The 23,250-nt window shown below is 63.5% G+C and carries 21 protein-coding genes; 5 read left to right on the plus strand and 16 right to left on the minus strand.

From position 1 onward, the window contains the following. Nucleotide 1 precedes the first annotated feature (1 nt). From kdpC to ACN9MW_RS27790, 6 genes are all read right to left on the minus strand, one after another. A complete protein-coding gene (gene kdpC, locus ACN9MW_RS27765) occupies nt 2–586 on the minus strand; it encodes a potassium-transporting ATPase subunit KdpC (protein ID WP_426164974.1) in 585 nt (194 codons plus the stop codon). Nucleotides 587–599: 13 nt separating this feature from the next. Continuing rightward, nucleotides 600–2,696: a potassium-transporting ATPase subunit KdpB gene (gene kdpB / locus ACN9MW_RS27770; RefSeq protein WP_426164976.1), complete on the minus strand. Its 2,097-nt coding sequence runs from the start codon at nt 2,694–2,696 to the stop codon at nt 600–602. Nucleotides 2,697–2,708: 12 nt separating this feature from the next. Further along, nucleotides 2,709–4,490 (minus strand): potassium-transporting ATPase subunit KdpA, encoded by a 1,782-nt coding sequence (gene kdpA / locus ACN9MW_RS27775; RefSeq protein ID WP_426164978.1) that lies wholly within the window; start codon nt 4,488–4,490, stop codon nt 2,709–2,711. Between the two features lies 1 nt (nt 4,491). Beyond that, a complete protein-coding gene (locus ACN9MW_RS27780) occupies nt 4,492–4,581 on the minus strand; it encodes a potassium-transporting ATPase subunit F (protein WP_426164980.1) in 90 nt (29 codons plus the stop codon). A 190-nt stretch (nt 4,582–4,771) separates the two neighbouring features. Further along, on the minus strand, nt 4,772–5,482 hold the full coding sequence (locus tag ACN9MW_RS27785; protein WP_426164982.1) for a TorF family putative porin: 711 nt from the start codon (nt 5,480–5,482) through the stop codon (nt 4,772–4,774). 103 nt (nt 5,483–5,585) lie between these two features. Further along, nucleotides 5,586–6,401, minus strand: a complete 816-nt coding sequence (locus tag ACN9MW_RS27790) for a response regulator (protein WP_426164984.1) — start codon at nt 6,399–6,401, stop codon at nt 5,586–5,588. A gap of 128 nt (nt 6,402–6,529) precedes the next feature. Here ACN9MW_RS27790 and ACN9MW_RS27795 point away from each other — a divergent pair, with 128 nt between their 5' ends. Both ACN9MW_RS27795 and parC read left to right on the plus strand, forming a co-directional pair. Then, the gene (locus tag ACN9MW_RS27795; protein WP_426164986.1) at nt 6,530–8,530 is read left to right on the plus strand and encodes a DNA topoisomerase IV subunit B; all 2,001 of its coding nucleotides are present in this window, start codon (nt 6,530–6,532) and stop codon (nt 8,528–8,530) included. A 128-nt stretch (nt 8,531–8,658) separates the two neighbouring features. Then, a complete protein-coding gene (gene parC / locus ACN9MW_RS27800; protein WP_426164988.1) occupies nt 8,659–11,001 on the plus strand; it encodes a DNA topoisomerase IV subunit A in 2,343 nt (780 codons plus the stop codon). Between the two features lie 98 nt (nt 11,002–11,099). On the opposite strand, the gene ACN9MW_RS27805 is transcribed toward parC, so the two are convergent. Then, a complete protein-coding gene (locus ACN9MW_RS27805; RefSeq protein ID WP_426164990.1) occupies nt 11,100–12,506 on the minus strand; it encodes a M64 family metallopeptidase in 1,407 nt (468 codons plus the stop codon). 92 nt (nt 12,507–12,598) lie between these two features. Between ACN9MW_RS27805 and ACN9MW_RS27810 the strand changes: the two genes are divergently transcribed. After that, complete coding sequence (locus ACN9MW_RS27810; protein ID WP_426164992.1) at nt 12,599–13,153, plus strand: sigma-70 family RNA polymerase sigma factor; 555 nt, start codon at nt 12,599–12,601, stop codon at nt 13,151–13,153. Continuing rightward, nucleotides 13,150–13,836 carry an anti-sigma factor gene (locus ACN9MW_RS27815; RefSeq protein WP_426164994.1) on the plus strand — a complete coding sequence of 229 codons (687 nt, stop codon included), beginning with the start codon at nt 13,150–13,152 and terminating at the stop codon, nt 13,834–13,836. Before ACN9MW_RS27810 ends, ACN9MW_RS27815 begins: the two co-directional genes overlap by 4 nt. On the opposite strand, the gene ACN9MW_RS27820 is transcribed toward ACN9MW_RS27815, so the two are convergent. From ACN9MW_RS27820 to ACN9MW_RS27845, 6 genes are all read right to left on the minus strand, one after another. Then, nucleotides 13,837–14,958: a HupE/UreJ family protein gene (locus ACN9MW_RS27820; protein ID WP_426164996.1), complete on the minus strand. Its 1,122-nt coding sequence runs from the start codon at nt 14,956–14,958 to the stop codon at nt 13,837–13,839. It abuts the gene before it with no gap. Further along, nucleotides 14,955–16,244 carry a hypothetical protein gene (locus ACN9MW_RS27825; RefSeq protein ID WP_426164998.1) on the minus strand — a complete coding sequence of 430 codons (1,290 nt, stop codon included), beginning with the start codon at nt 16,242–16,244 and terminating at the stop codon, nt 14,955–14,957. Before ACN9MW_RS27825 ends, ACN9MW_RS27820 begins: the two co-directional genes overlap by 4 nt. After that, nucleotides 16,192–16,434, minus strand: a complete 243-nt coding sequence (locus tag ACN9MW_RS27830) for a hypothetical protein (RefSeq protein WP_426165000.1) — start codon at nt 16,432–16,434, stop codon at nt 16,192–16,194. The genes ACN9MW_RS27825 and ACN9MW_RS27830 overlap by 53 nt, the downstream gene beginning before the upstream one ends. A gap of 11 nt (nt 16,435–16,445) precedes the next feature. Then, complete coding sequence (locus ACN9MW_RS27835; protein ID WP_426165002.1) at nt 16,446–17,909, minus strand: DUF4331 domain-containing protein; 1,464 nt, start codon at nt 17,907–17,909, stop codon at nt 16,446–16,448. 69 nt (nt 17,910–17,978) lie between these two features. After that, nucleotides 17,979–19,406, minus strand: coding sequence for a cyanophycinase (locus ACN9MW_RS27840; RefSeq protein WP_426165004.1), 1,428 nt, complete (start codon nt 19,404–19,406; stop codon nt 17,979–17,981). A gap of 125 nt (nt 19,407–19,531) precedes the next feature. Then, nucleotides 19,532–20,047, minus strand: coding sequence for a hypothetical protein (locus ACN9MW_RS27845; RefSeq protein ID WP_426165006.1), 516 nt, complete (start codon nt 20,045–20,047; stop codon nt 19,532–19,534). 62 nt (nt 20,048–20,109) lie between these two features. Here ACN9MW_RS27845 and argH point away from each other — a divergent pair, with 62 nt between their 5' ends. Beyond that, nucleotides 20,110–21,507, plus strand: coding sequence for an argininosuccinate lyase (gene argH / locus ACN9MW_RS27850; protein ID WP_426165008.1), 1,398 nt, complete (start codon nt 20,110–20,112; stop codon nt 21,505–21,507). On the opposite strand, the gene ACN9MW_RS27855 is transcribed toward argH, so the two are convergent. From ACN9MW_RS27855 to ACN9MW_RS27865, 3 genes are all read right to left on the minus strand, one after another. Next, the gene (locus tag ACN9MW_RS27855) at nt 21,489–21,980 is read right to left on the minus strand and encodes a hypothetical protein (protein WP_426165009.1); all 492 of its coding nucleotides are present in this window, start codon (nt 21,978–21,980) and stop codon (nt 21,489–21,491) included. The two genes, argH and ACN9MW_RS27855, sit on opposite strands and share 19 nt — an antisense overlap. After that, on the minus strand, nt 21,977–22,645 hold the full coding sequence (locus tag ACN9MW_RS27860; protein WP_426165011.1) for a class I SAM-dependent methyltransferase: 669 nt from the start codon (nt 22,643–22,645) through the stop codon (nt 21,977–21,979). Before ACN9MW_RS27860 ends, ACN9MW_RS27855 begins: the two co-directional genes overlap by 4 nt. 84 nt (nt 22,646–22,729) lie before the next feature. After that, nucleotides 22,730–23,044 carry a metalloregulator ArsR/SmtB family transcription factor gene (locus ACN9MW_RS27865; protein ID WP_426165013.1) on the minus strand — a complete coding sequence of 105 codons (315 nt, stop codon included), beginning with the start codon at nt 23,042–23,044 and terminating at the stop codon, nt 22,730–22,732. Between the last annotated feature and the right edge of the window lie 206 nt (nt 23,045–23,250).

Raw genomic sequence — 23,250 nt, forward strand, 5'->3', positions numbered from 1 at the left:
ATCAGCGAGTATGCGGCGTTTTCTCGTCCAGCGCCAGATTCAACGCCAGGACGTTCACGCGCGGCTCGCCGAAGACGCCCATGACCTTGCCCGACGCATGCTCGGCGATCAGCGCCCGCACCTTGTCCGGTGCGATGCGTCGCTCGTCCGCCACGCGCCGAAGCTGGTATTCAGCAGCGGCCACGCTGATCTCCGGATCGAGCCCGCTTCCCGAGGCCGTGACCAGGTCGACAGGGATTGGCGCCGTGTTGCCCGGATCGGCAGCCTTGAGCGCTTCGATGCGGGAGCGCACAGCATCGGTGAAGGCGGGGTTGAGCGGGCCCTGGTTGGAGCCGCCGGAGCCGTTGGCGTTGTAGGGCATCGGGCCGGTGGCCGACGGGCGGCCCCAGAAATACTTCGCCGAGGTGAATTGCTGGCCAATCAGCTTTGAGCCGACCGGCTTGCCGTCCACTTCCAGGATGGAACCGCCAGCCTGGGCCGGGAAAGCCGCCGAGGCAACGCCTGTGACGGCAAGGGGATAGATCACGCCGCAGGCCAGGGTCAGTGCGCCGAACAACACCAGCGCGGGACGAATAGTCGAAATCATCTTGTTCTCCAGCTTAAACGAAGTTGAACGCTGCCAGCAGCATGTCGATCAATTTGATGCCGATGAACGGCAGGACCAGGCCGCCGGCGCCATACACCAGCAGGTTGCGGCGCAGCAGAGCGGTGGCGCCGATGGCGCGATAGCGCACGCCTTTCAGGGCCAGCGGAATCAGGAACACGATGATCAGCGCGTTGAAGATCACGGCGGACATGATGGCGGAGTTGGGGCTGGCCAGGTGCATGACGTCCAGCGCCTTCAGTTGCGGATAGGTGCCGACGAAGGCTGCGGGGATGATCGCGAAGTATTTGGCAATATCGTTCGAAATCGAGAACGTGGTCAGCGAGCCGCGCGTCATCAGCATCTGCTTGCCGATCTCCACGATCTCCAGCAGTTTGGTCGGATTCGAATCCAGGTCCACCATATTGCCTGCCTCCTTGGCAGCCTGGGTGCCGGAGCCCATGGCCACGGCGACGTCGGCCTGGGCCAGCGCGGGCGCATCGTTGGTGCCGTCGCCGGTCATGGCGACCAGGCGGCCGTCGGACTGGTAGCTGCGGATAAGTTTCAACTTATCCTCAGGCGTCGCCTCGGCCAGGAAGTCGTCGACGCCGGCTTCTGCCGCAATCGCAGCGGCGGTCAGCTTGTTGTCGCCGGTGATCATCACGGTCTTGATGCCCATGCGGCGCAGCTCCGCGAAGCGTTCCTTGATGCCGCCCTTGACGATATCCTTGAGTTCCACCACGCCCACCACGCGGCCATTGTCGGCCACCACCAGCGGCGTGCTGCCGCGGCGCGATACATCCTCCACAGTGCGGCCCACTTCGGCAGGCCATTGCTGGCCGGCCGCTTCCACATGCTTGCGCACTGCGTCGGCGGAGCCCTTGCGCACTTCACGTCCCTCCATGTCGACACCGCTCATGCGGGTGTTGGCCGAGAACGGAATGAAGGAGGCATGCAACGGCGACAGTTCGCGTTCGCGGATATTGAACTTCTGCTTGGCCAGCACCACGATGCTGCGGCCTTCCGGCGTTTCATCCGCCAGCGAGGCCAGTTGCGCCACATCGGCCAGTTCGCGCTCGGTGACGCCCGGTGCCGCGAAGAAGGCCGACGCCTGGCGGTTGCCCAGGGTGATGGTGCCGGTCTTGTCCAGCAACAGCACGTCGACATCGCCAGCTGCTTCCACCGCGCGGCCGGAGGTGGCGATCACGTTGGCCTGCATCATTCGGCTCATGCCTGCCACGCCGATGGCCGACAGCAAGCCCCCGATGGTGGTCGGGATCAGGCACACCAGCAGCGCAATCAGCACCGTAATGGTGATCGGCGAACCCGCCTGCGCGGCCGCCACTGAGAACAGCGAGAACGGCAGCAAGGTCGCGGTCACGATCAGGAACACGATGGTCAGCGCCACGAGCAGGATCGTCAGCGCGATCTCGTTCGGCGTCTTCTTGCGCTTGGCGCCTTCCACCATGGCGATCATGCGGTCGAGGAAAGTTTCGCCCGGGTTGGCGGTGACCTGTACCACCAGCCAGTCGGACAGCACGCGGGTGCCGCCGGTAACGGAAGAAAAGTCGCCGCCCGATTCGCGGATGACCGGCGCGGACTCGCCGGTAATGGCGCTTTCGTCCACCGAGGCCACGCCTTCGATCACGGTGCCGTCGATCGGTATGATGTCGCCGGCCTCCACCAGCACGTAGTTACCCTTGCGCAGGTCGGTGGCCGGGCATGGCAACCAGGCGGTGCCATGTTGTGGCGCCGCGAGGCGCTTCGACATCACGCTCTGCTTCAGGCTGCGCAGCGAAGCCGCCTGCGCCTTGCTGCGGCCTTCGGCCAGCGCTTCAGCAAAATTTGCGAACAACACGGTGAACCACAGCCACACGGCTATGGCAAGGATAAAGCCGGAGCTGGCCTCGCCCACGCCGTTCAGCGCCTGGATGTAAAGCAGCGTGGTAATGATGCTGCCGATATAGACGACAAACATCACGGGGCTGCGCAATTGGACCGCGGGACTCAGCTTGCGGAACGCATCGGCGATGGCAAGAACCACCAGTTGCGAATCGAGCAGCTTGAGGCGCTGGCCTGGTTGGGCGAGTGGAATCGCCTGGGATTGCGACATGGTGTGCACTCCTTATTTATACAATTGCAGGTGTTCGATCACCGGGCCAAGCGCCAGCGAAGGAACGTAATTCAACACGCCCACCAGCAGCACCACGGCTACCAGCAGCATTACGAACATCGGGCCATGGGTCGGCATGGTGCCGGCGTTGGCCTGAAGCCGCTGTTTGGAGGCCAGCGAGCCGGCTATCGCCAGCACCGGCACGATCATCGCGAAGCGGCCAAACCACATGGCGACGGCCAGCATGATGTTGTAGAACGGCGTATTGGCGGAAAGCCCGGCGAAGGCGCTGCCGTTATTGTTGGCGGCCGAGCTGAAGGCATATAGGATCTCGGAGAAACCATGCGCGCCCGGATTGGCAACGCCGGCCTTGCCCGCTTCCAGCATGACGGCGATGGCGGTCCCCACCAGCACCAGGGTCGGCGTCACCAGGATGGCGATCGACGTCATTTTCATTTCATACGACTGAATCTTCTTGCCCAGGTATTCCGGGGTGCGGCCGATCATCAGGCCGGCGATGAACACCGCCATGATGGCGAAGACCAGCATGCCGTACAGGCCAGAGCCCACGCCACCGAACACCACTTCCCCCAGCTGCATCAGCAGCATCGGCCCTGCACCGCCCAAGGGCGTGAAGGAATCGTGCATGCCGTTCACGGCGCCGCAGGATGCAGCCGTGGTCACGGTGGCGAACAGGCTTGTGGCGGCGATGCCGAAACGCGTTTCCTTGCCTTCCATATTGCCGCCAGCCTGCAATGACGTGGCTGACTGGTCGACGCCCATTGCTTGCAGTGCCGGTTGCGCGGCCTGCTCCGCAGCGGTGATGCCGGTAGCTGCGACCACGAACATGATGGTCATAGCGCCCAGCACGGCCCAACCCTGGCGGCGATCGCCCACCAGGCGGCCAAAGGTAAAGCACAGCGCGGCGGGGATCAGGAAGATGGCGAGCATCTGTGCGAAGTTGGACAGCGGCGTCGGGTTCTCATACGGGTGCGCCGAGTTGGCGTTGAAGAAGCCGCCGCCATTGGTGCCCAGCATCTTGATCGCTTCCTGCGAAGCGACTGGGCCCATCGCGATGGTTTGCGTGGCCACGCTCTGGGTTTGGGCAGGGGCCTCGGGCGTGGCGCCCGGGACGGTATAAGTCACCGGTTCCACCAGGTTCACTTCCTTATAGGCGGAAAAGTTCTGGATCGATCCCTGGCCGACCAGGAATACTGCAAAGACAAAGGACAAAGGCAGCAATACGTACAGCACGGTGCGGGTCAGGTCGACCCAGAAGTTGCCGATCGACTTTGCCGAGCGCGCGGCGAAACCGCGGATCAGCGCAAAGGCCACGGCAATGCCGGTGGCCGCCGAGAAGAAGTTCTGGCCGGCGAGCGCCAGCATCTGGCTCAAATAGCTCATGGTCTGTTCGCCCGCATAGCCTTGCCAGTTGGTGTTGGCCACAAAGCTGACGGCGGTATTGAAGGAGGAGTCCGGACTGACGCCAGGCAGGCCCTGGGGGTTAAGCGGCAGCCAGGCCTGCAAGCGCTGAACAGCGTAGACAAACAGGGTGCCAACGAGATTGAAGACCAGAAGTGCCTTGGCGTAGGCCTTCCAGCCCATGCCTCGCTGCGCTTCGTCGCCCGGCACGCCAGCGGCACGGTACAGCAGCCTTTCGACTGCAGCCAGCCAGCCAAGGCCAGGGATTTTGCTGCCATCGGCCACGCGAGCCAGCAAGGCGCCGAGCGGCCACGCTGCGGCGACCAGGACCAGCAGGAAGACGGCCAGCAGCAGGAAGGATTGGGGGGTCATATTACAGGTCCTCCGCTTTCAGAAGGGCAGCCAGCAGGTAGACCAGCAAGCCGGCCGTGGCGACGGAGCCGATGAGATAAAAGATATTCATTGCTTCCCTCCCAGCTTGTCGCAACCGGCCGCCATGGCGACAACCAGCACGAAAAAGGCGACGATTGCGCCAATAAAAACGATGTCCATCAGGTTCCCCGAAGGTCTTGTTTGCATGCGAACCAGCTTATCGAGACACGCCTAAATTCGGTGTAAAGACTCGGCAAAGCGGTGTAAACAAGGTGTAAAAATCAGAAGGTCCGGCTGACCGTGAGCTGCAAGGCGCTCTTGCCCAGGAACTTGCCGTTGGCTGGCGAGGCGTAGGCTGCCTTGCCGGCATTGGTGCCGACGGCAGCCAGCTGCACGCTGGCGATGCCCAGGTCTTTGCTCACGCCCAGCTTCCAGTCGCTGTAGTCGGCGACGCCATTGTTTTTCACGCGCTGTTGGCCGGCGTGCAGGTTGATGGTGTAGCCGGCGCCCGCATCGACATTTACGCCCAGGTCCAGGTAGCCGGAGTTTTTGCTGTCGGCGAAGCCGAACAGGCTGGTCACGGAATGCGAGTATTTCAAGGTCGCCGGGCCGTATCCAAGCTGGCCGTGGATCTCCGTCGTGTCAGGGTTATCGAGGCCTGGGATACGCCCCTTGTAAACATAGGTCAGCACGCCCGCGTCGTAGCTGACATCTGCCGTCAGTTGGCCGCGCTTGCCGCCGTAGATATCCAGCTCCACGCGGCCAGCCCCGCCGGCATCGCGCGTCCAGTTGATGGCCGACGCCCAGGCGCCCGCGTACCAGCCTGTCCCGCTGTCGGCAAAATCGGCGCCGGCCTGCAACGCGGGCTGCAGGCGCGATTGCGAGATCCCGCGATAGCGGTAGTCGCTGGCCAGCGCAGCGTTGAAGCTCAGGTCATTGGCAAAGGCAGGAGCGGACAGCATCGCCGCCGCCAGGAAAAACGCGTTCTTCATACATTCGCTTTCGTCAAAAAAGAAGGTGACGAAAGCGTATCGATCGGCGCGTAAAAACGGTCTAAATAGAAGGCAGCGACAAGTCAACGCCGCATAAAAATACCTACAGCCGCATGAACTTGCGCAGCACCGCCTGCACCTGGTGTTCAGCCAGTGGCTTGTCCAGCATGCCGGCGGCGCCGGCGGCGCGGCCGCGCGTCAGGTCGTAGTCGTGGGCCGACTGCACCAGGAAGATCACTTCGGGTTGCGCCTCCAGGCTGCGCAGTTGGGCGCACAGCAGGTAATGGTCGATGATCGGGGCGGCGAAGTCGATCAGTACCACAGCCACCGGCTGCTGGCGGCAATGCGCCAGCGCTGCCACTCCGTCCACTGCCCACAGCACCGCAGTGCCGAACTGCTTCAGGGACCGGCCCAGCTGTTCGCTGAAATTGGCGTTGGCATCGACGCACAGCACGGCGCCCTCGCGGCGCGGCTTGCGCATCTTTTCATAGACAGTGGGATCGGTCAGATCGAGGTCGAGCCGCTCGCGGCGCCGGCGCTCGGGTACCAGCGAATCGACGGAAGCCGACAGGCCGGCCAGCACGTCGGCGCGGCGCTGGAGCAGGCGGCCAAGTTCCGCATACATGGCGCTCCACTGCACTGGTAGCGGCAGGTTCGGGTATGGCAGGAGCACGCCGGTCGCTCCCAGCACCAGCGCCGGCCGGATGTCGCCTGCAGCCAACGATGCGATGGCTGCCAGCGCTTTCAGTTCCGTGCCGTTGGCCAGGTAAATATCGGGGTCCTGCAGGCTGTCTTCGGTCAGGCAGAGATAGGCCGGTCCGTCGGCGGGCGCCTTGGCCAGTCCCAGCGCGAGCGCCCGCTCGGCTTCCAGGGGGAAGCCGACCAGCCTGACTGCGAACGGGCGCCGATCTGTAGTCATAAAACCCATTTTAACGCTGCGATTCCCTTGCGCCACCGGCCGTAGCGGATAGAATGCGCAAGCATGCGATCCGTCAAACCGGAAAATACTGTATATAATCACAGCACTTTGCATTACCAATAACACGTATGGCCACTAAAAAACCAGTTTCCGACTACAGCGAATCATCTATCCGCGTCCTCAAAGGACTGGAACCCGTCAAGCAGCGCCCGGGCATGTACACCCGCACCGAGAACCCGCTGCACATCATCCAGGAGGTGATCGACAATGCCTCGGACGAAGCATTGGGCGGCCATTGCAAAAACATCATCGTGACGCAGAATGCCGACGGTTCCATCACCGTCGAAGACGACGGCCGTGGTATTCCGGTCGGCTTGCATCCTGAAGAAAACGTGCCGACGGTGGAAATCGTCTTTACCCGCCTGCACGCGGGCGGCAAGTTCGACAAGGGATCGGGCGGCGCTTACGCCTTCTCGGGTGGCTTGCACGGTGTCGGCGTATCCGTCACCAACGCGCTATCCAAGCGCCTGGAAATTGCAGTGTGGCGTAAAGACGACGCCGGCAACGGTTTCCACCAGATCGCCTTCGAACACGGCGACCTGGTCGAGCCATTGAGCTCCCAGCCGGCGCCGAAGGATGGCAAGAAGTCCGGTACCCGCGTGACCGCCTGGCCGGATGCGAAGTATTTCGATTCGCCGCTGATCTCGCAGGTCGAGCTGCAACGCCTGCTGCGCTCCAAGGCCGTGCTGCTGCCCGGCGTATCGGTCACGCTGAAGAATGCCAAGACCGGCGACGAACAGACCTGGATGTACAAGGACGGCCTGCGCGGCTACCTGAACGAGCAACTGGCGCAAACCACCTCCGGCGGCGAAACCCTGATCCCCCTGTTCGAGGGCGAGCAGTTCGCCACCCCTGATGCGGAAGGCTTTGCCGAAGGCGAAGGCGCGTCCTGGGTGGTGGCATGGACCGAGGAAGGCGCCGTGGTGCGCGAATCCTACGTCAACCTGATTCCGACCCCGAACGGCGGCACCCACGAATCGGGCCTGCGCGAAGGCCTGTTCGGCGCAATGAAGAACTTCGTCGAGCTGCACTCGCTGCTGCCGAAGGGCGTGAAGCTGCTGCCGGAAGACGTGTTTGCCCGCGCTTCCTTCGTGCTGTCGGCCAAGGTGCTGGACCCGCAATTCCAGGGCCAGATCAAGGAGCGCCTGAACTCGCGCGATGCGGTACGCCTGGTATCGACCTTCTCCAAGCCCGCGCTGGAACTGTGGCTGAACCAGCACATCGACTACGGCAAGAAGCTGGCGGAGCTGGTGATCAAGCAAGCCCAATCGCGCCTGCGCTCCGCGCAGAAGGTCGAGAAAAAGAAGTCGTCCGGCGTGGCTGTATTGCCGGGCAAGCTGACCGATTGCGAATCGGACGAAATGACCCGCACCGAATTGTTCCTGGTCGAGGGCGACTCGGCGGGCGGTTCGGCCAAGATGGGCCGCGACAAGGAATTCCAGGCCATCCTGCCGCTGCGGGGCAAGGTGTTGAACTCCTGGGAGACTGACCGCGACCGCCTGTACGCCAACAACGAAATCCACGACATCGCGGTGGCGATCGGCGTCGATCCGCACAATCATGGCGATTCGCCTGACCTGTCTGGCCTGCGTTACGGCAAAATCTGCATTCTCTCCGATGCGGACGTCGACGGCTCCCACATCCAGGTGCTGCTGCTTACCCTGTTCTTCCGCCACTTCCCTGCCCTGATCGACAAGGGCCACATCTGCGTGGCGCGTCCGCCGCTGTACCGCGTTGACGCACCGGCGCGCGGCAAGAAGCCGATCCAGAAGCTGTATGCGCTGGACGACGGCGAACTGGTGGCGATCGAAGACAAGCTGCGCAAGGACGGCCTGAAGGAAGGCTCCTGGACCATCTCCCGCTTCAAGGGCCTGGGCGAGATGAACGCCGAGCAGCTGTGGGAAACCACCATGAACCCGGACACCCGCCGCCTGCTGCCGGTGTCGCTGGGCGATTTCGACCACAGCTACTCCTCCTCGCGCTTCAATATGCTGATGGGCAAAGGCGAAGCCGCCGCCCGCCGCGCGTGGATTGAAGAACACGGCAACGAAGTGGAAGCGGATATCTAAAACCGGTAAAGCAGTGTCTGACCCGCGGGGTCAGACACTGGTACGCGACCGGTGCGGGCCTGGTGTCTGACTCCGCGGGTCAGACGGGACGGCCACCCGGCCGAATTACCAGTTAGAAAGTAAAAACTATGACTCAAGCAAATCTCTTTGACGAACCAACCCCGGAACTGCCGCCAAATGGCGGCAGCGGCGGTGATGACGGCGGCGAATCGCTGACCCTTTCGACCTTCGCCGAGCGCGCCTACCTGGATTACGCCATTTCCGTGGTCAAGGGCCGCGCTCTGCCGGACGTGTGCGACGGCCAGAAGCCGGTGCAGCGCCGCATCCTGTACTCGATGAATGAACTGGGCCTGGGCCCGACCGCCAAGCCGCGCAAGTCCGCCACCGTGGTCGGCGACGTGCTGGGTAAATTGCACCCGCACGGCGACCAGTCGGTGTACGACGCGCTGGTGCGCATGGCGCAGGATTTCTCGCTGCGCTATCCGCTGATCGACGGCCAGGGTAACTTCGGCTCGCGCGACGGCGACGGCGCAGCGGCAATGCGATACACCGAAGCCCGCTTGACCCCGATCTCGCGACTGCTGCTGGACGAAATCGACCAGGGCACCGTGGACTTCATCCCGAACTACGACGGCTCGTACGAAGAACCGGCCCTGCTGCCGGCGCGCCTGCCGATGGTGCTGCTGAACGGCGCCTCCGGTATCGCTGTGGGCCTGGCGACCGAAATCCCTTCGCACAACCTGACCGAGGTGGCGAAAGCTGCCGTGGCGATGATCCGCAATCCGAAGATCAGCCACGCGGAACTGATGGAACTGATCCCGGGCCCGGACTTCCCTGGCGGCGGCCAGTTGATCACTCCGCGCGCGCAACTGGACGACATGTACGCGTCCGGCCGCGGCTCGATGAAGGTACGCGCTCGCTGGAAGATCGAAGAACTGGCGCGCGGCCAGTGGCAGGCAGTTGTATACGAACTTCCCCCAGGTACTTCATCGCAGAAGGTGCTGGAAGAAATCGAAGAGCTGACCAATCCAAAGGTCAAACTGGGCAAGAAAGCCCTGTCGCCGGAACAGGTTGCGCTGAAGGGCCTGCTGCTTGGCCAGCTGGACAAGGTGCGCGACGAATCCGGCCGCGAGGCCGCTGTGCGCCTGGTGTTCGAGCCTAAATCGAAGAACCAGAACCAGACCGAGTTCATGCACATGCTGCTGGCGCACACCTCGCTGGAGACTTCAGCGTCGATGAACCTGGTGATGATCGGCGGCGATGGCCGCCCGCGCCAGAAAGGCATCAGCGAAATCCTGGGCGAGTGGATTGAATTCCGCTTCGCCACCGTGACCCGCCGCACCCAGTTCCGCCTGAACAAGGTCGATGAGCGCATCCACATCCTGGAAGGCCGCCAGATCGTCCTGCTGAACATCAATGAGGTCATCGCCATCATCCGCAATTCGGACGAGCCGAAGGCGGCGCTGATCGAACGCTTCAAGCTGTCGGACCGCCAGGCTGAAGACATCCTGGAAATCCGTTTGCGCCAACTGGCACGCCTGGAAGCGATCAAGATCGAACAGGAACTGGCCGAGCTGCGCAAGGAGCGCGAAGGCCTGCAGGACGTGCTGGACAATCCGTCCACTCTGCGCCGCCTGGTTATCAAGGAAATCGACGGCGACGCCAAGACTTACGGCGACGCACGCCGCACCCTGATCGAGGAAGCGCAGAAGGCTGTCGTTGAACAGAAGGTGGCCGACGAACCGGTCACCGTAATCATTTCCGAAAAAGGCTGGGTGCGCGCACGGTCCGGCGTCGGCCACGATCCTGCGCAGTTCACCTTCAAGGCCGGCGATTCGCTGTATGGCGCATTCGAGTGCCGTACGGTCGATACCCTGCTGGGCTTCGGCGACAACGGCAAGGTGTATTCCGTGCCCGTGGCCGCCCTGCCTAATGCGCGCGGCGACGGCGTACCGATTACCACGCTGGTCGACCTGTCGGGCGGCGCCCGCCTGCTGCACTACTTCGCGGGCAATGGCGACAAGCAGCTACTGCTGGCGTCCGATGCGGGCTATGGCTTTATCGCCAAGGCCGGCGATATGGTGTCGCGACTGAAGGGCGGCAAGTCGTTCATTACGCTGGATGAGGGCGCGAAGCCGCTGCCACCGACCGTGGTGGCCGATGGCGCGAGCGCGGTGGCGGTCATTTCCGAGAAATCGAACCTGCTGGTGTTCGGCATGGACGAGATGAAGGTGCTGTCCAACGGCGGCCGCGGCGTGATCCTGATGGATCTGGCCGACAAGGAGAAGCTGGTTGCTGCTTGCGCGATCACCGACAAGGGCGTGACCGTGCAGGGGATTGGCAATGCTGCGAAGGCGAAGGAAGACCGCATGGGGCCGACGGCACTGGCGCCGCACTTCGGCAAGCGCGCGCGCAAGGGCAAGCCGATGCCGGTGCGGATCAAGCCGACTGGGTTGGCGCCGAACACCTGAACCGGCAACCTAGTGTCTGACCCGCAGGGTCAGACACTGTAACGCGGCGGCCGCAGGCCAAGTGTCAGACCCTATGGGTCTGACACTGGTTTACCGGTTTAGCGCGGGGCGTACAAGTCAATTGTCTCCTGCACCGCATCGCTGCACACCGCGCAAAACTCCTCGCTGCGGTCAAACATCAGGCACTGTTGCTGCGAACGATAGTAGCCCGTCGCTTCGTAGTTCGCTCCTTCGAACGCTCCCACGGCCTTGCGGTTCGGCGCTTTCGAGAACAGCGCATTGGTCCAGGCCAGATCCTCCTTGAACAACTTGCTCATCTCCGCTTCCGGACGATTATCCTTGCGCAGTTGCGCTCGAATCTTCTGGTACTCGCGTGAATGCGCCTCGTACTCCGCCTTCGGCCAGGCAGTCGGCAACGCAGTCCCCGGCGTCACAAACTTCTTCCACTTCACATTGGCCGGATCCAGCAAGGCCGTCACGTTCGGCTCCCATGGCTCCATGCGCACTCCGCCCGTGGCATAAGCCACCGGCGAGGTGTAATACTCATCCGCCAAGCCCGCGAAGTGGTGGCCGAATTCGTGCACGAACAGATAGTTCGCCCAATCGTTATCCGCGGCGGCCGTGCTGAATTGCCCGTAGATGCCGCCACCGCCGTAAGTATCGTTGTTGACCAGGATCTCGATGAACTCATACGGCGCGTGCTGCGCAATCTCGCGCAGCGCGCGGTTGTCGATGGTCAGCACATAACGTTCGCTGCCGAAGATGTCGTAGCGCGTGCCCAGCTTCGATGCATGGTGGCTGTTGGTGGAAGGACGCGACACGCCGCTCTCCTGCGTCGGCACCGCCATCGCCCATACGTTGAAGTCCTTGGCCCGCTCCTTGAACGGCGATACCGTGAACAGGTATTCGGACAGCTTGCGTGCCCGGGCTTCGAATTTGGCCATGTCGGCTTTGGTGTAGCCGTCGCCCAGGATCAGCAAGTCGACCTTCTTCTCGCTCGGCCCGTTGACACGGATCGGGATCGGCTTGGCGGGCGCCGCATCCTGCTTGCGCACCACATCCATCGCATCGGTATCGACGTCCACGCTCCACACCACGGAGAATTCATTACGCTCATCACGCTTCAGGATGCGCACCTTGACCGGGCGGTCAGGCTTGGGGAAGCGCACCGACTCATGGAAGCCGCGCGTCAGCTTGGCCGCCTCCTCGGTCGACTTCCACTCAACAAAGATGGTGGAGAAGGTGCGGGTGTACAGCACCTGGCCGGTCTTGGCGTCCGCCACTTCAACCTTGTTCACGCCGCGGTTAGTGGTATCGATTGTCTTGGACATATCGCCGGGCCATGGCAACGGCTCAATCACAACTTGTTCGATCGCATAACTTTCGTTTAGCGCGTTACCGGTGTGCATATAGTCAAGGCGCACGGTCGCAGGTTGCGCCGCCAGCGCAAGGCCGGCCGCGGTGCTCAGCGCCGCTCCCGCCAGCAGTCGGTTCAGGTACGACATGAAGTCTCCAGTGTGGTTTTGGTGGCGGTTATTGTAGCTTTGCTTTGCGGAATACAGTAGACCGCCCCGTAAGCCCGGCATAAGATGGCCCCATGCCCATCGAACCCGAACAGCTAAGAACATGGCTGGCAGCGGCCGGCCGCCAGGATGCCGTGGCGTTTCGCGCGCTGTACGATGCAGCCGCGCCGAAACTGTTTGGCTTTGCCCTGCGTATATTGCAGAAGCGGGAACTGGCCGAGGAAGCGCTGCAGGAAGGCTTCGTGTCGATCTGGCACGCGGCGCCGCACTACCAGGCCGGCCTGGCAGCGCCGCTGACGTGGATGGCTGCCATAGTCCGCAACAAGGCACTGGATATCCTGCGCCGCACGGACGATACGGTGGAATTGGACCATGAAGCATTTCGCGACGAGTACACAAGCTCACCCGCCGAGGCGAGTGAAATGAGCAGCGACGCCCGTGCGCTCATTGCTTGCATGGCGCGGCTGGAAGGCTTGCACCGGCTGGCGATCGGCCTCGCCTTCTTCCATGACCTGTCGCACACCGAAGTGGCGCAGCGCCTGTCGCTGCCGGTCGGCACGATCAAGACATGGATCCGGCGCGGCATGGAAAAGCTCAAGCATTGCCTGTCGCAAGGAGAAGCCCCATGAAGATCCGCGGCAACGATGCCTTGCGCGACAAGCTGGCCGCCGAATACGTGCTTGGCACCTTGCGCGGCGGTGCACGCCGCCGCTTCGAAGGCTGGATGTACACTGATGCCGCCCTGCGCATGCTGGTCAAGGAATGGGAGCGCCGCCTGCTGCCGATGCATGAATTCGTGCACACGGCCGAGCCATCGCCCCAGCTCTGGCGCAATATCGAAATGCGCCTGCACCTGAAGCCGGAACGCAGCAGCTGGCATTTCTGGCGCGGCTTCGGGCTCGGAACGGCATCAGCCGCAGTGGCGGCGGGGCTGGTGGTGGCGATCAGCTTGCAGCAGTTACGCGGGCCTAGCTACGACCTGATCGCGACATTGACCGACCAGCAAGCGCAGCCTGCCCTGCTGGTGAAGGCCGACACCAGCAAGCGCCTGCTGCAGGCCCATATCGTCGGCGGCGCACCGGTGCCGGTCGACCGGTCATTGCAATTGTGGGCGATTCCGAAGAAAGGATCTCCACGTTCGCTGGGCGTACTGGGAAGCGATGGGCGTGCAACGTTCTCGCTCGCGTCGGGCGCTGTCGGCGACGACGTCGTGATGCTGGCGATCTCGCTGGAGCCGCGCGGCGGATCACCCGATCCGAACGGGCCGACCGGGCCTGTGCTGTACAAAGGCCCGTGGGTACGGGCCATGTAATTACACAGTAGCCCGTTCGACGATCCACAACATGGCCAGCACGGCGATGCCGGCCGAGCCGGCCTTCACCATCAACTGTTTGTAGATCCAGCTGCGGCGCATGGCGAATGCGAGCGGCAGGAAGGCCGCCACAATTGCCAGCTGTCCCAGTTCGACGCCCGCGTTGAACGCTGCCAGCGCGAGTACCGTCGCGCCTTTCGGCAGGCCAAGGTCGCCAAGCACTCCCGCAAAACCGAAGCCGTGCAGCAGCCCGAATGCAAAAGCGGCCAGCCAGCGCCTGCCTTGCACCAGAGGCCAGATGTTGTTCAGTGCCGCGACCGCGACCGAGGCCGCGATGGCGGTTTCGATCAGCCGGCTTGGCAGCGCGACCACTTGCAGCGCGGCGAGCGAAAGCGTGATGGAGTGTGCGAGCGTGAAGGCCGTGACGACGCGCAGCACATCCACGCCCGCCGGCCGCCAGCCTTTTGCCAGCATCGCCGGCAGCAACAGGGAAAGCAGGAACAGGATGTGGTCGTAGCCGGTCCAGATGTGCCAGATGCCGTGGTGCAGGTAGCTGCCGGCCTGTTGCCACGCGTTGCCACCGCCATCTCCCCCGCCTGCGGCGAGCCCCGTGCGCTCACCGCCCAGCACGGCCGATTGCGTGCGGCCGTCGACCGTAATGCTGGCCATGCCGCGATGCTGCGCATCCAGGTCGGCGAACAGCTGGTAGTCGATGGCGAAGGCGGCGCCGCTTTCGCAATCGCCTTGCAGCAACAGGACGGAGTAAGCGCCGTCAGTATGGCGGTCGATTTGCTGGCCTGTCACGCGCAGCCGGCAGCCCGGCGCCAGGCCGAGGCGCGGCATGGCATAGGCGGCGATGTCAGCATGGCGGGACCGGACTTCATCCCACGTCAGCTTGCCGTCACCATCAGCATCCAGCCCAAGGGCGAAATCGAGGTCGCGCAAGGCAATGTCCCAACGGCCGTCGAGGCGCAGGTGGCGCGCCGCCGGCACGGCAGTCGCCAGGCGCAGCGCCAGGTAGCTGTCGCTTGGCTTGTGGGCGTGCGCCGTGCCGGCGGCCAGCAGCAGGCACAGGAAGATCAGTGCGGCCAGCCTGTATGCGTGAAATTGTCGGGAGATCATAATGCGCCGCCTTCCAGCTGCCGCGCCAGCGAAGCGACCTGGCTGTCCTCAAGGCCATGCCGGCGACGCCATGCCAGCGCCGGGCGGGCTGCCGCTGGATCGCGCGCCGCGAGTGCCGCTTCCAGCAGTATGCGCAGGTCTGCAGGCTCTTTCTGCACTTGCCAGTTGGCCAGCGCCAGCTCCAGCGCAGCGCGCGCGTCATGGCGCAAATGCAGCTCGAAACGGGCCTGTTCACGCTGGTGGATCGCGTCGCCACGCCGGGTAGCCGCATCGAAGCGCGCCTGCAAATCTGCGACGGCGCTTGTCACGGCCTGCGAGGCCGGCGCGGAACGCGACGCGGCGATCGTGTGCCGCAGCAGCAGGCCATCGATGCGAAGGTGCTTGCGCAGCAGCGCCTGCACTTCCTCACCGCGTCCCTGGTCCAGCAAAAGGTCGGCATAAGCGCCAAGCAAGTAGCTATCGCCCGGCGCCAGGCCGAGCCCCAGGCGAAAACGCTCTTCTGCGCGCACGGCATCGGCGCGCCGATATGCCAGTTCGCCGAAAAGCGTCAATGCCCAGAGCCGCAAGCCGGCGTCCGATGCGGACGATGCGCCCTGGCCCCTGCCCGAGCGTTCGATGGCCAGCGCCAGCAGGTGTTCGCTGGCTGCAAGCTGGCCGCTGGCGGCGCGGGCGTTGGCAAGGCAGGCCATGCCGGCCAGTTGGCTGGCCAGCGACGAGAGCCGTCCGCAGCTGCGAACGGCCGCGTCGTACTCGCCCCGCACCACCTGCACTGTCGCCAGCGTCAGCCAGGCCTGGGGGTTGGCCGGGTCTGCGCGCGTGACGGCGCCCAGGTCGCGGATCGACTCGGCGAAGCGATGGCTGGATTGCAGCAGCGTCGCGCGCAGCAGCAATACCTGGACCGGCGGCGCAGCAGACTTCCACCAGGGAGCCAGCACCGCTTGCGCGTAGCCGAAATAGCGTGGATCGCCCGACGCGCGGCCACGCTCGATGTACTGCCGCGCGGCTTCTGCGGCAAGGACAGGATCGTGCGGCGCAGCGGCTATCTGCGCACGCTGGCGGCGCAATGCCGCATCCGGGGCATCGCCCCAGCGCGGCAGCGTCTCCAGCACCTGGGCGCCGGATTGCGGCACAAACGGCGCGGCCAGGCCGGGCAGCGGGAGCGCCGTGGCTGCAACTGCGGCGAGGGCCGAAGCGGCAGCGCGGATGATGCAGGTATCGGACTTCATGCCGGCCTCACTCCAGCGCGACCGGCTCACCGCCGTCAGGCTGGCCCAGCGCCGTGCCATCGACATCGGCAGGCTCGGTGGTTTCAGGCGCGCTGCGGACCAGCGCAACGAGGGCGGAGGTGAAGGTGTCGCCGGGCGGCGGCGGGGCCGGCACCGGATCGGATATCGACATCGTCGAAGCGGCATCGCCACCACCGCCGCCGCAGCCGGCCAGCAGCACGGCCGCCATGGCAAGACAAAGGCGTTTCATGATCGCGCCCCCTATTGCTGCGGCGAGCCGGGAATCGGCGTCTTCAGGTAGGGGAAGCCAGCGCTGAAGAAGCTGTCGTCAAGGAAAGCGCCATCGGTAAAGCGGATAGCCCCCGCCGGCGCGTCGCCGGGCGCGCAGCCGATGTTCAGCGTGCACAGCTTGCCCATGACCACGCGCAAGGCGATATCGACCACGTCGTCGCCCGGCCGGCGTCCGTTGGGGAAGCCGGCGTTATCGCCATCGATCACGCCCAGCCGTTTCTGCGCGCCCTTTGCAACCGGAGCGATCGAAGTATTCAGGCGCAGCATCTCCGATGCCTTCACGCGCGCAGGCTGGTTAAGCCCGGGCACGCCGGTAAGGAACACCGTTACCAGGTCATTGCGCGGGAAATTGACAGGCGCCTTGGCGCCCGCGCTGCCGAACAGCACTTCAACCAGTGCCGGCAGGGTTGGATTGGTGACGTAGTCCGCAAACTGCCCATCCTGCACGGGCTTGCTGTGGTTGAAGCGGTCCTTGTCCTTCAAGCCGATCACCACTTCGTTCACCAGCGGCATGCCGAGCCGCGACACCTGCGTCCACGCCCCGCCCTCCTTCGAGCCGCCGTTCGGATTGATCAAACGTCCCTGGCGCAGGCTGGCCGTGGTCCAGCCGCCAATCACCGCCTCCGTGCCGGAAGTCAGGCAACGGGCCGCCACTTCCATCTCGATGGATGTCACGTTCTTGTCGTCCAGGTCGTCGCGCGCATTCTTCTCCGCATTGGCCAGGAATTCCACCGCAGGCGCCTTGATGTTGATCAGGTCAAAGGTTTCGCCCAGGTTGACCACGAACGAATCCTTGCGCTGCCCGACAAACAAGCGCGCCGGCACCTCGCAGCCGGGAATACTCACGGTGTAGACATGCTTGCCCGCATACCCCGCATAATCGGGAATCGACTTGTTGCCGATATTATCGATTGGCTTGTCGAACACCGTGGCGCCGTTGCCCGCCATGCGCACCGCCTGGCGCACGCCGCGCCGGTCGCCGCGCACCACGTCCACCGTATAGGTCTCGCGCACGTTCAGCCCGGCCGCATTCACCTCGTTAATCGGCCCGCCATTGATCACCAGCGGAATCGGCACTTTCTTGCCGCCCACCGTGAACGCCGCATTCTTGAAAGTATTGGTGAAGCGGAACTGGAAAGTCAGGTCTTCCCGCGCATCGCCATTGTTATCGATGTGGATCTCGTACAGCGCATCCGGATCCATGGTGAAGAAATTCGGTCCGCCATACGCATCCTGCAAGGGCACGTAATTGGCGATCAGGGTCACGAACTGCTCGCGCCCCGGCTCGTAGCTGCGGAACATGTAGAAGTCTGTCCCGTCGACCTTGGGTTCGCGCGTAATGAATGGCGCTTCGCGGTGGCTCGATGCCTGCGCCGCCGGCGCCAGGGCCGACAGCAGGGCTAACTGAACAGCAGCTTGCTTGATGGGTGCCATGGTTTCCTCCTGTGTGGTTGGTTGCCATGGCATATACGCGGCTGCGCCGCCGCCGGATTCAGGAAATCGTCATTTATATTTGTATAGCGGCCGCGTGATTTCGATGGGCCGGATATCGAGGCGGATATTCAGCACCGAATATGCCTCAGCCACGCTGGAGACATAGCCCACCGTCTCAGGCGTCTTGGTGAAACGGAACTCGAAGCCGACCTCGGTCCCGCTGGCACGCGGGTTACCGCTGGCAATGCCGATCGCCTCTTCCTGGTTGCTGTCGATCAGCCGTTCCATCAGGTCGATCACGGCGCTATTGCCCAGCACGTCATTGCTGAACACGGCTCCGCGGCCCAGGGTGCGCGTCGGGTCGATGCGGCCGCCCGCCTTGTCGTTGGACGGCAAAAACATATGGGTGCCGATATTGAATTTGTCGCCCCGGTCGAGATAGCTGATCACGGCGTTGCGCACGCCGAAGTGCGGCGCTTCCTTGTCCCACTCGGCGCGCGACAGGTCGATCAGCAGCGCCCCCTTGTAGCCGATGATTTCCACCTCGCGCTGGGCATTCACCACCATCGCGCTGTCCTCATCGATGCCAAGGCCGATCTGGTAGCCCTTGGCCAGCATGGCCGGGATCATGCGCGCAAAGCGGCCGCGCACCAGCAAGTGCTGGTCCACGAACACGTCGTCGCCGATGAAGCCAAGGCCCGGGCCCAGCTCGCGCCCATCGGCAATGCCGGTCTGCAGCATCGACAGGACGGCTTTCGGATTGGCGAACATGGTGCTGCTCATGATGGCCGCACCGGCCGAGGAACCGGCAATCACGCCGCCACGGCGGTACACGTCCCACACCGCCTCCAGCACCGCGGTCTGGGTGCCGTCCTCCCGCAACAGCGCCTTGGTGATGCGCCCCTGGTCGCCGCCGGCAAAATAGACGCCGTCCGATTCTCGGATCCTCTTCGCCAATGCTGCGTCGTCGGCGTTCTTCCGGTAATCGCTGCCGGCCAGGCGCACCGCAACCGGCACCAGGAAGGCATCCGCCCCCCACTTGCGCAGGTAGCCGATGATGGTCTGGGCAGAACGTTCCGGATTGCCCGCGGCAGAAGGGAAGACGGCGATGCGCGAGCCCTTGCCGCCCGCCAGTTTCACTACGCGCTGCCACACGTCGGCATTGTCGCCGCGCAGGCCGCCGCCGATGATGACCAGCGAGCCCTGGTGCGCCGCCACGGGAGAAGGTGCGATGGCGGCCGATCCGCCGCTGACGGTAGCGCTGGCGCCGGCCACGATGCGCACCGGGGCGACCGTATCGGGCAATGGGGCGGGAGTCGAAGGCGGCGCCGCCGGAGGCCTGGATGGCGCGTCCGGCGGCGGCGTGGTGCTGGTGCGCCCGGCCGTTGCCGGGACGGGATTCTTGGGCGGCGCTTCGCGGGCGTGGATAGGAAGGCCGCAGGCGGCTAGCAAGGCCAGGCCCAATCGGACCAGGCCGGCGGGGGAGTACAGCTTCACGATGGCCTCCTGTTCTGCTTGCTCACTGGCATCGCTGCTAGACATCTGGGTAATACCTTTCCGACAGTGTAGCCGGACGCAACGGTGGAGTAAAACCCTATCGCACGCCGGCGCACACTTTATTTTTATTGCGGCTTCAGGTAGCGTTCCGGCAGCGGGGTCTTTTCGCCTTCCGGCTGCCACAGGAGTTGCGAAATCCACCAACGCTTGCCGTCATTGACGAGCTGAATCGAATTGATGCCGCGCACAAAAGGCTTTTCCGCCGGCGCGTGGCGCGCCTCATAGGTACTGAAGACCTGGGCAATCTGTCCATATTCCTCGCCCTTGCGCGCGAGTTCGGATTCGTAGAAGCCTTCCTTCGCAAACACCGGCGTGACGCGGGTAATGTAGTCTTCCAGCGACAGTACGCGGGTATTCAGCGCCCCATCCTTGCCGGTGCTGTGCACCACCATGCGGCCATCGTTGCGGAACAGGGAACGCAGGCGGTCCCAGTCGCGCGCCTTGCCGGCGGGGCCGGAAATGGTGTCGTACAGGGCGGCCACGATGCCGTCCACGGATGCCACGTCGGACGGACGCGCACCCTGCGCGAAGGCGCTACCGCTGGCCAGCACCAACAGTAGCAAACTTGCTAACTTCTTCATTGACTCTCCTACTAATTTATAATCGTTTGAATTTCTCGTGCAAATCTCACCGCAAAGCCACTATGACAGATCAATTCTCCAAGAAGGCGGAAGCCTGGTCCGCTCGCTTCTCCGAACCTGTTTCCGACCTCGTGAAACGTTACACCGCCTCGGTGTTTTTTGACAAGCGCATGGCCAAGGCCGACATCCAGGGTTCCCTGGCGCACGCCGACATGCTGGCTGCCCAAGGCATCATCCCGGCCGCCGACCTGGCTGCGATCCAGAAAGGCCTGGCCCAGGTCAGCGCCGAGATCGACGGCGGCCAGTTCGAATGGCAGCTCGACCTGGAAGACGTGCACCTGAATATCGAAAAACGCCTGACCGAGCTGGTTGGCGACGCTGGCAAGCGCCTGCACACCGGCCGCTCCCGCAACGACCAGGTGGCCACCGACATCCGCCTGTACGTGCGCTCTGCGATCGACGACATCACCGGCCTGCTGCAGCAGTTGCGCGGCGCCCTGGTCGACCTGGCCGAGAAGAATGCGGACGTGATTCTGCCCGGCTTCACCCATATGCAGGTGGCGCAGCCGATCACCTTCGGCCACCACATGCTGGCCTACGTTGAAATGTTCGGCCGCGACGTCGAGCGCATGCAGGATTGCCGCAAGCGCGTGAACCGCCTGCCGCTGGGCGCCGCCGCACTGGCCGGCACCACCTTCCCGATCGACCGCCTGCGCGTGGCCAGGACCCTTGGCTTCGACGATGTGTGCCACAACTCGCTGGATGCCGTGTCGGACCGCGACTTCGCGATCGAGTTCACCGCCGCCGCCTCGCTGCTCATGATGCACGTGTCGCGCATGTCGGAAGAACTGATTATCTGGATGAGCCCGCGCGTCGGCTTTATCGACATCGCCGACCGCTTCTGCACCGGCTCCTCGATCATGCCGCAGAAGAAAAACCCGGACGTGCCGGAACTGGCGCGCGGCAAGACCGGCCGCGTGTACGGCCACCTGATGGGCCTCCTGACCCTGATGAAAGGCCAGCCGCTGGCTTACAACAAGGACAACCAGGAAGACAAGGAGCCGCTGTTCGACACCGTCGACACCGTGGTCGACACCCTGCGCATCTTCGCCGACATGGCGGGCGGCATCTCCGTCAAGCCGGAGGCGATGCGTTCGGCCGCGCTGCAGGGCTACGCCACTGCGACCGACCTGGCCGACTACCTGGTGAAGAAGGGCTTGCCGTTCCGCGATGCGCACGAAGCAGTGGCGCATGCGGTGCGCGCCTGCGACGACCTGAAGATCGACCTAGCACAGATGTCGCTGGAGCAGCTGCGTGCCTTCTCGCCGCTGGTGGGCGAGGATGTATTTGCGGTGCTGACGCTGGAAGGCTCGGTGGCGGCGCGCGACCACGTTGGCGGCACGGCGCCGAACCAGGTGCGCGCGGCGATTTCCCGCGTGCGTCAGCAGTTGGCAGGTTGAGCCTTGCGGGCGTGGCGGATGCTGTCCGCCATGTCCCGCATGACGAAGCGGTGCATGGAGCGGATCACGAGGTCCACGAGCAGGCGCCGCAAAGCGCTTTCCGATCCTTTGGGCTCGTAGCTGGTGGCCATGCTCACCAGCGTCTGGCTGCCGGACAGGCGGGTCAAATGGATGCTGCCGCCCTTCAGCGCGAGATGGCGCTGGAACTGTTCGCTGGCTTCGGTCACGCTGAATTCAAGCGCAGCGTTATGCGTCGACTTCGTGATGCGCTTCATGATGTACTGCCCGTCCCCATACTCGCACCGGCACAGGGTGCCTACCGTTTTGTGGTCGCCGACTGTCCTCACGGGCAGGGGCAAGGTCCAGCGCAGGAACCAGTTCGGCCTGGCTTTCACTTCCTCGTAAAAGCAGACTTTATCCCATACTTCCGCGATGTCGGCGTCGATGATGCGTTCCGTTTGAGCGATGTTCATCTTGTAGCATCCTTATGGTTTTTGGCAGTGAAGAAAGCGTTACATCCGACCAGCCAGACTTCGACCTGGCTGAATCGTTGCGATAATTCGGCGTGCAGGGCGTCCAGCGAGTCCTCTCGGTTGTCCACCACTTTCAGCCAGTTCATGAAGCCCATCAGCGCCTTGGCGTACCAGGACATCGGCGCATCCTTGCCCAGCAGCGTGTAGCCGAACAGCGTCGTCCCGGGTGCGCACAGCGGCGCAATGGCGTCGAAAATGCGGCCCTTGTCCCGCATCGTCCCCGGCGCGCAGTGAATCAGGCCGCCGATACAGATTGAATCGACCGTGCCGCCGATGGCAATGGGTTCGAACGCGTTGCGCACATGACAATCGGGGACGTAGCGCTGCAGGCGCTGTACCGTGTGGCGCAGGCAGTTCGGATTCAGGTCGATCAGGGCAATCTGCTGCCTTCGCTCGTCAAGCCCGGCATGGTCCAGGAAGTATCCGGTGCCCACCCCGATGTCGGCATGGCGGCGCCCGGCATGCCGGCGGTAGATGTCGATATAACGCTGCCCCTCGCACTTCCAGAAATACCTGGTAAAGATGCCGATCACCAGCAGGTCGTAGCAGTGAAGGAAGAAAGGCGTGTAGGCCTTGACTCCGTTGCGGTATGCCCCAACGTCCATGCGTTGCCCCTTTAAGTCAAAAAAAGCGTGCAAGAAACCCTGGCCCATGAAAGGCCATCATTGCGGTCTGCGTGTACTGGCGATTTACGCTTCGCCGGCCTTTTTCCTGGCCTTGCTTTCGCGCTTGATTGGCCCGGCGACCGGGCACAGCGCAAAGGCAAACTGCGTCAGCGTATTGACGAGGTTGTCGGACATCAGCTTGTAATAGACATACTGGCCGCGACGCTCGCTGCTGACCAACCCTGCACCTTCGAGGACGGACAAATGACGGGAAACCGCAGGCGCACTCATTTCAAAGCGGGCAGCCACCTCCCCGGCCGTCATCTCCTGCTCAGAGAGATAGGCGAGGATCAGTCGACGTGGCGACGATGCCAATGCTTCAAATACTTTGTCCGACATGCTGGTTTTCTGTTGAGGGGCGCCGCAATGCGCGGCGAGGCCTCTAGTCTATACCCGACGGGCGCTCCAGCCAATGCCGGAGTACTACTTTTATTTAATTAAGCATTTAACGAATATCTTAAATGCTTAATTGTCACCTGTCCAGTTTTTTCGTGGCGAAACGTCAACCGTCCCCGGGGACCGATTCAATTCGGGGTGATTCTCGG

It is taken from the genome of Pseudoduganella sp. R-34 (genome assembly GCF_049904655.1).
Lineage (GTDB): Bacteria > Pseudomonadota > Gammaproteobacteria > Burkholderiales > Burkholderiaceae_D > Rugamonas.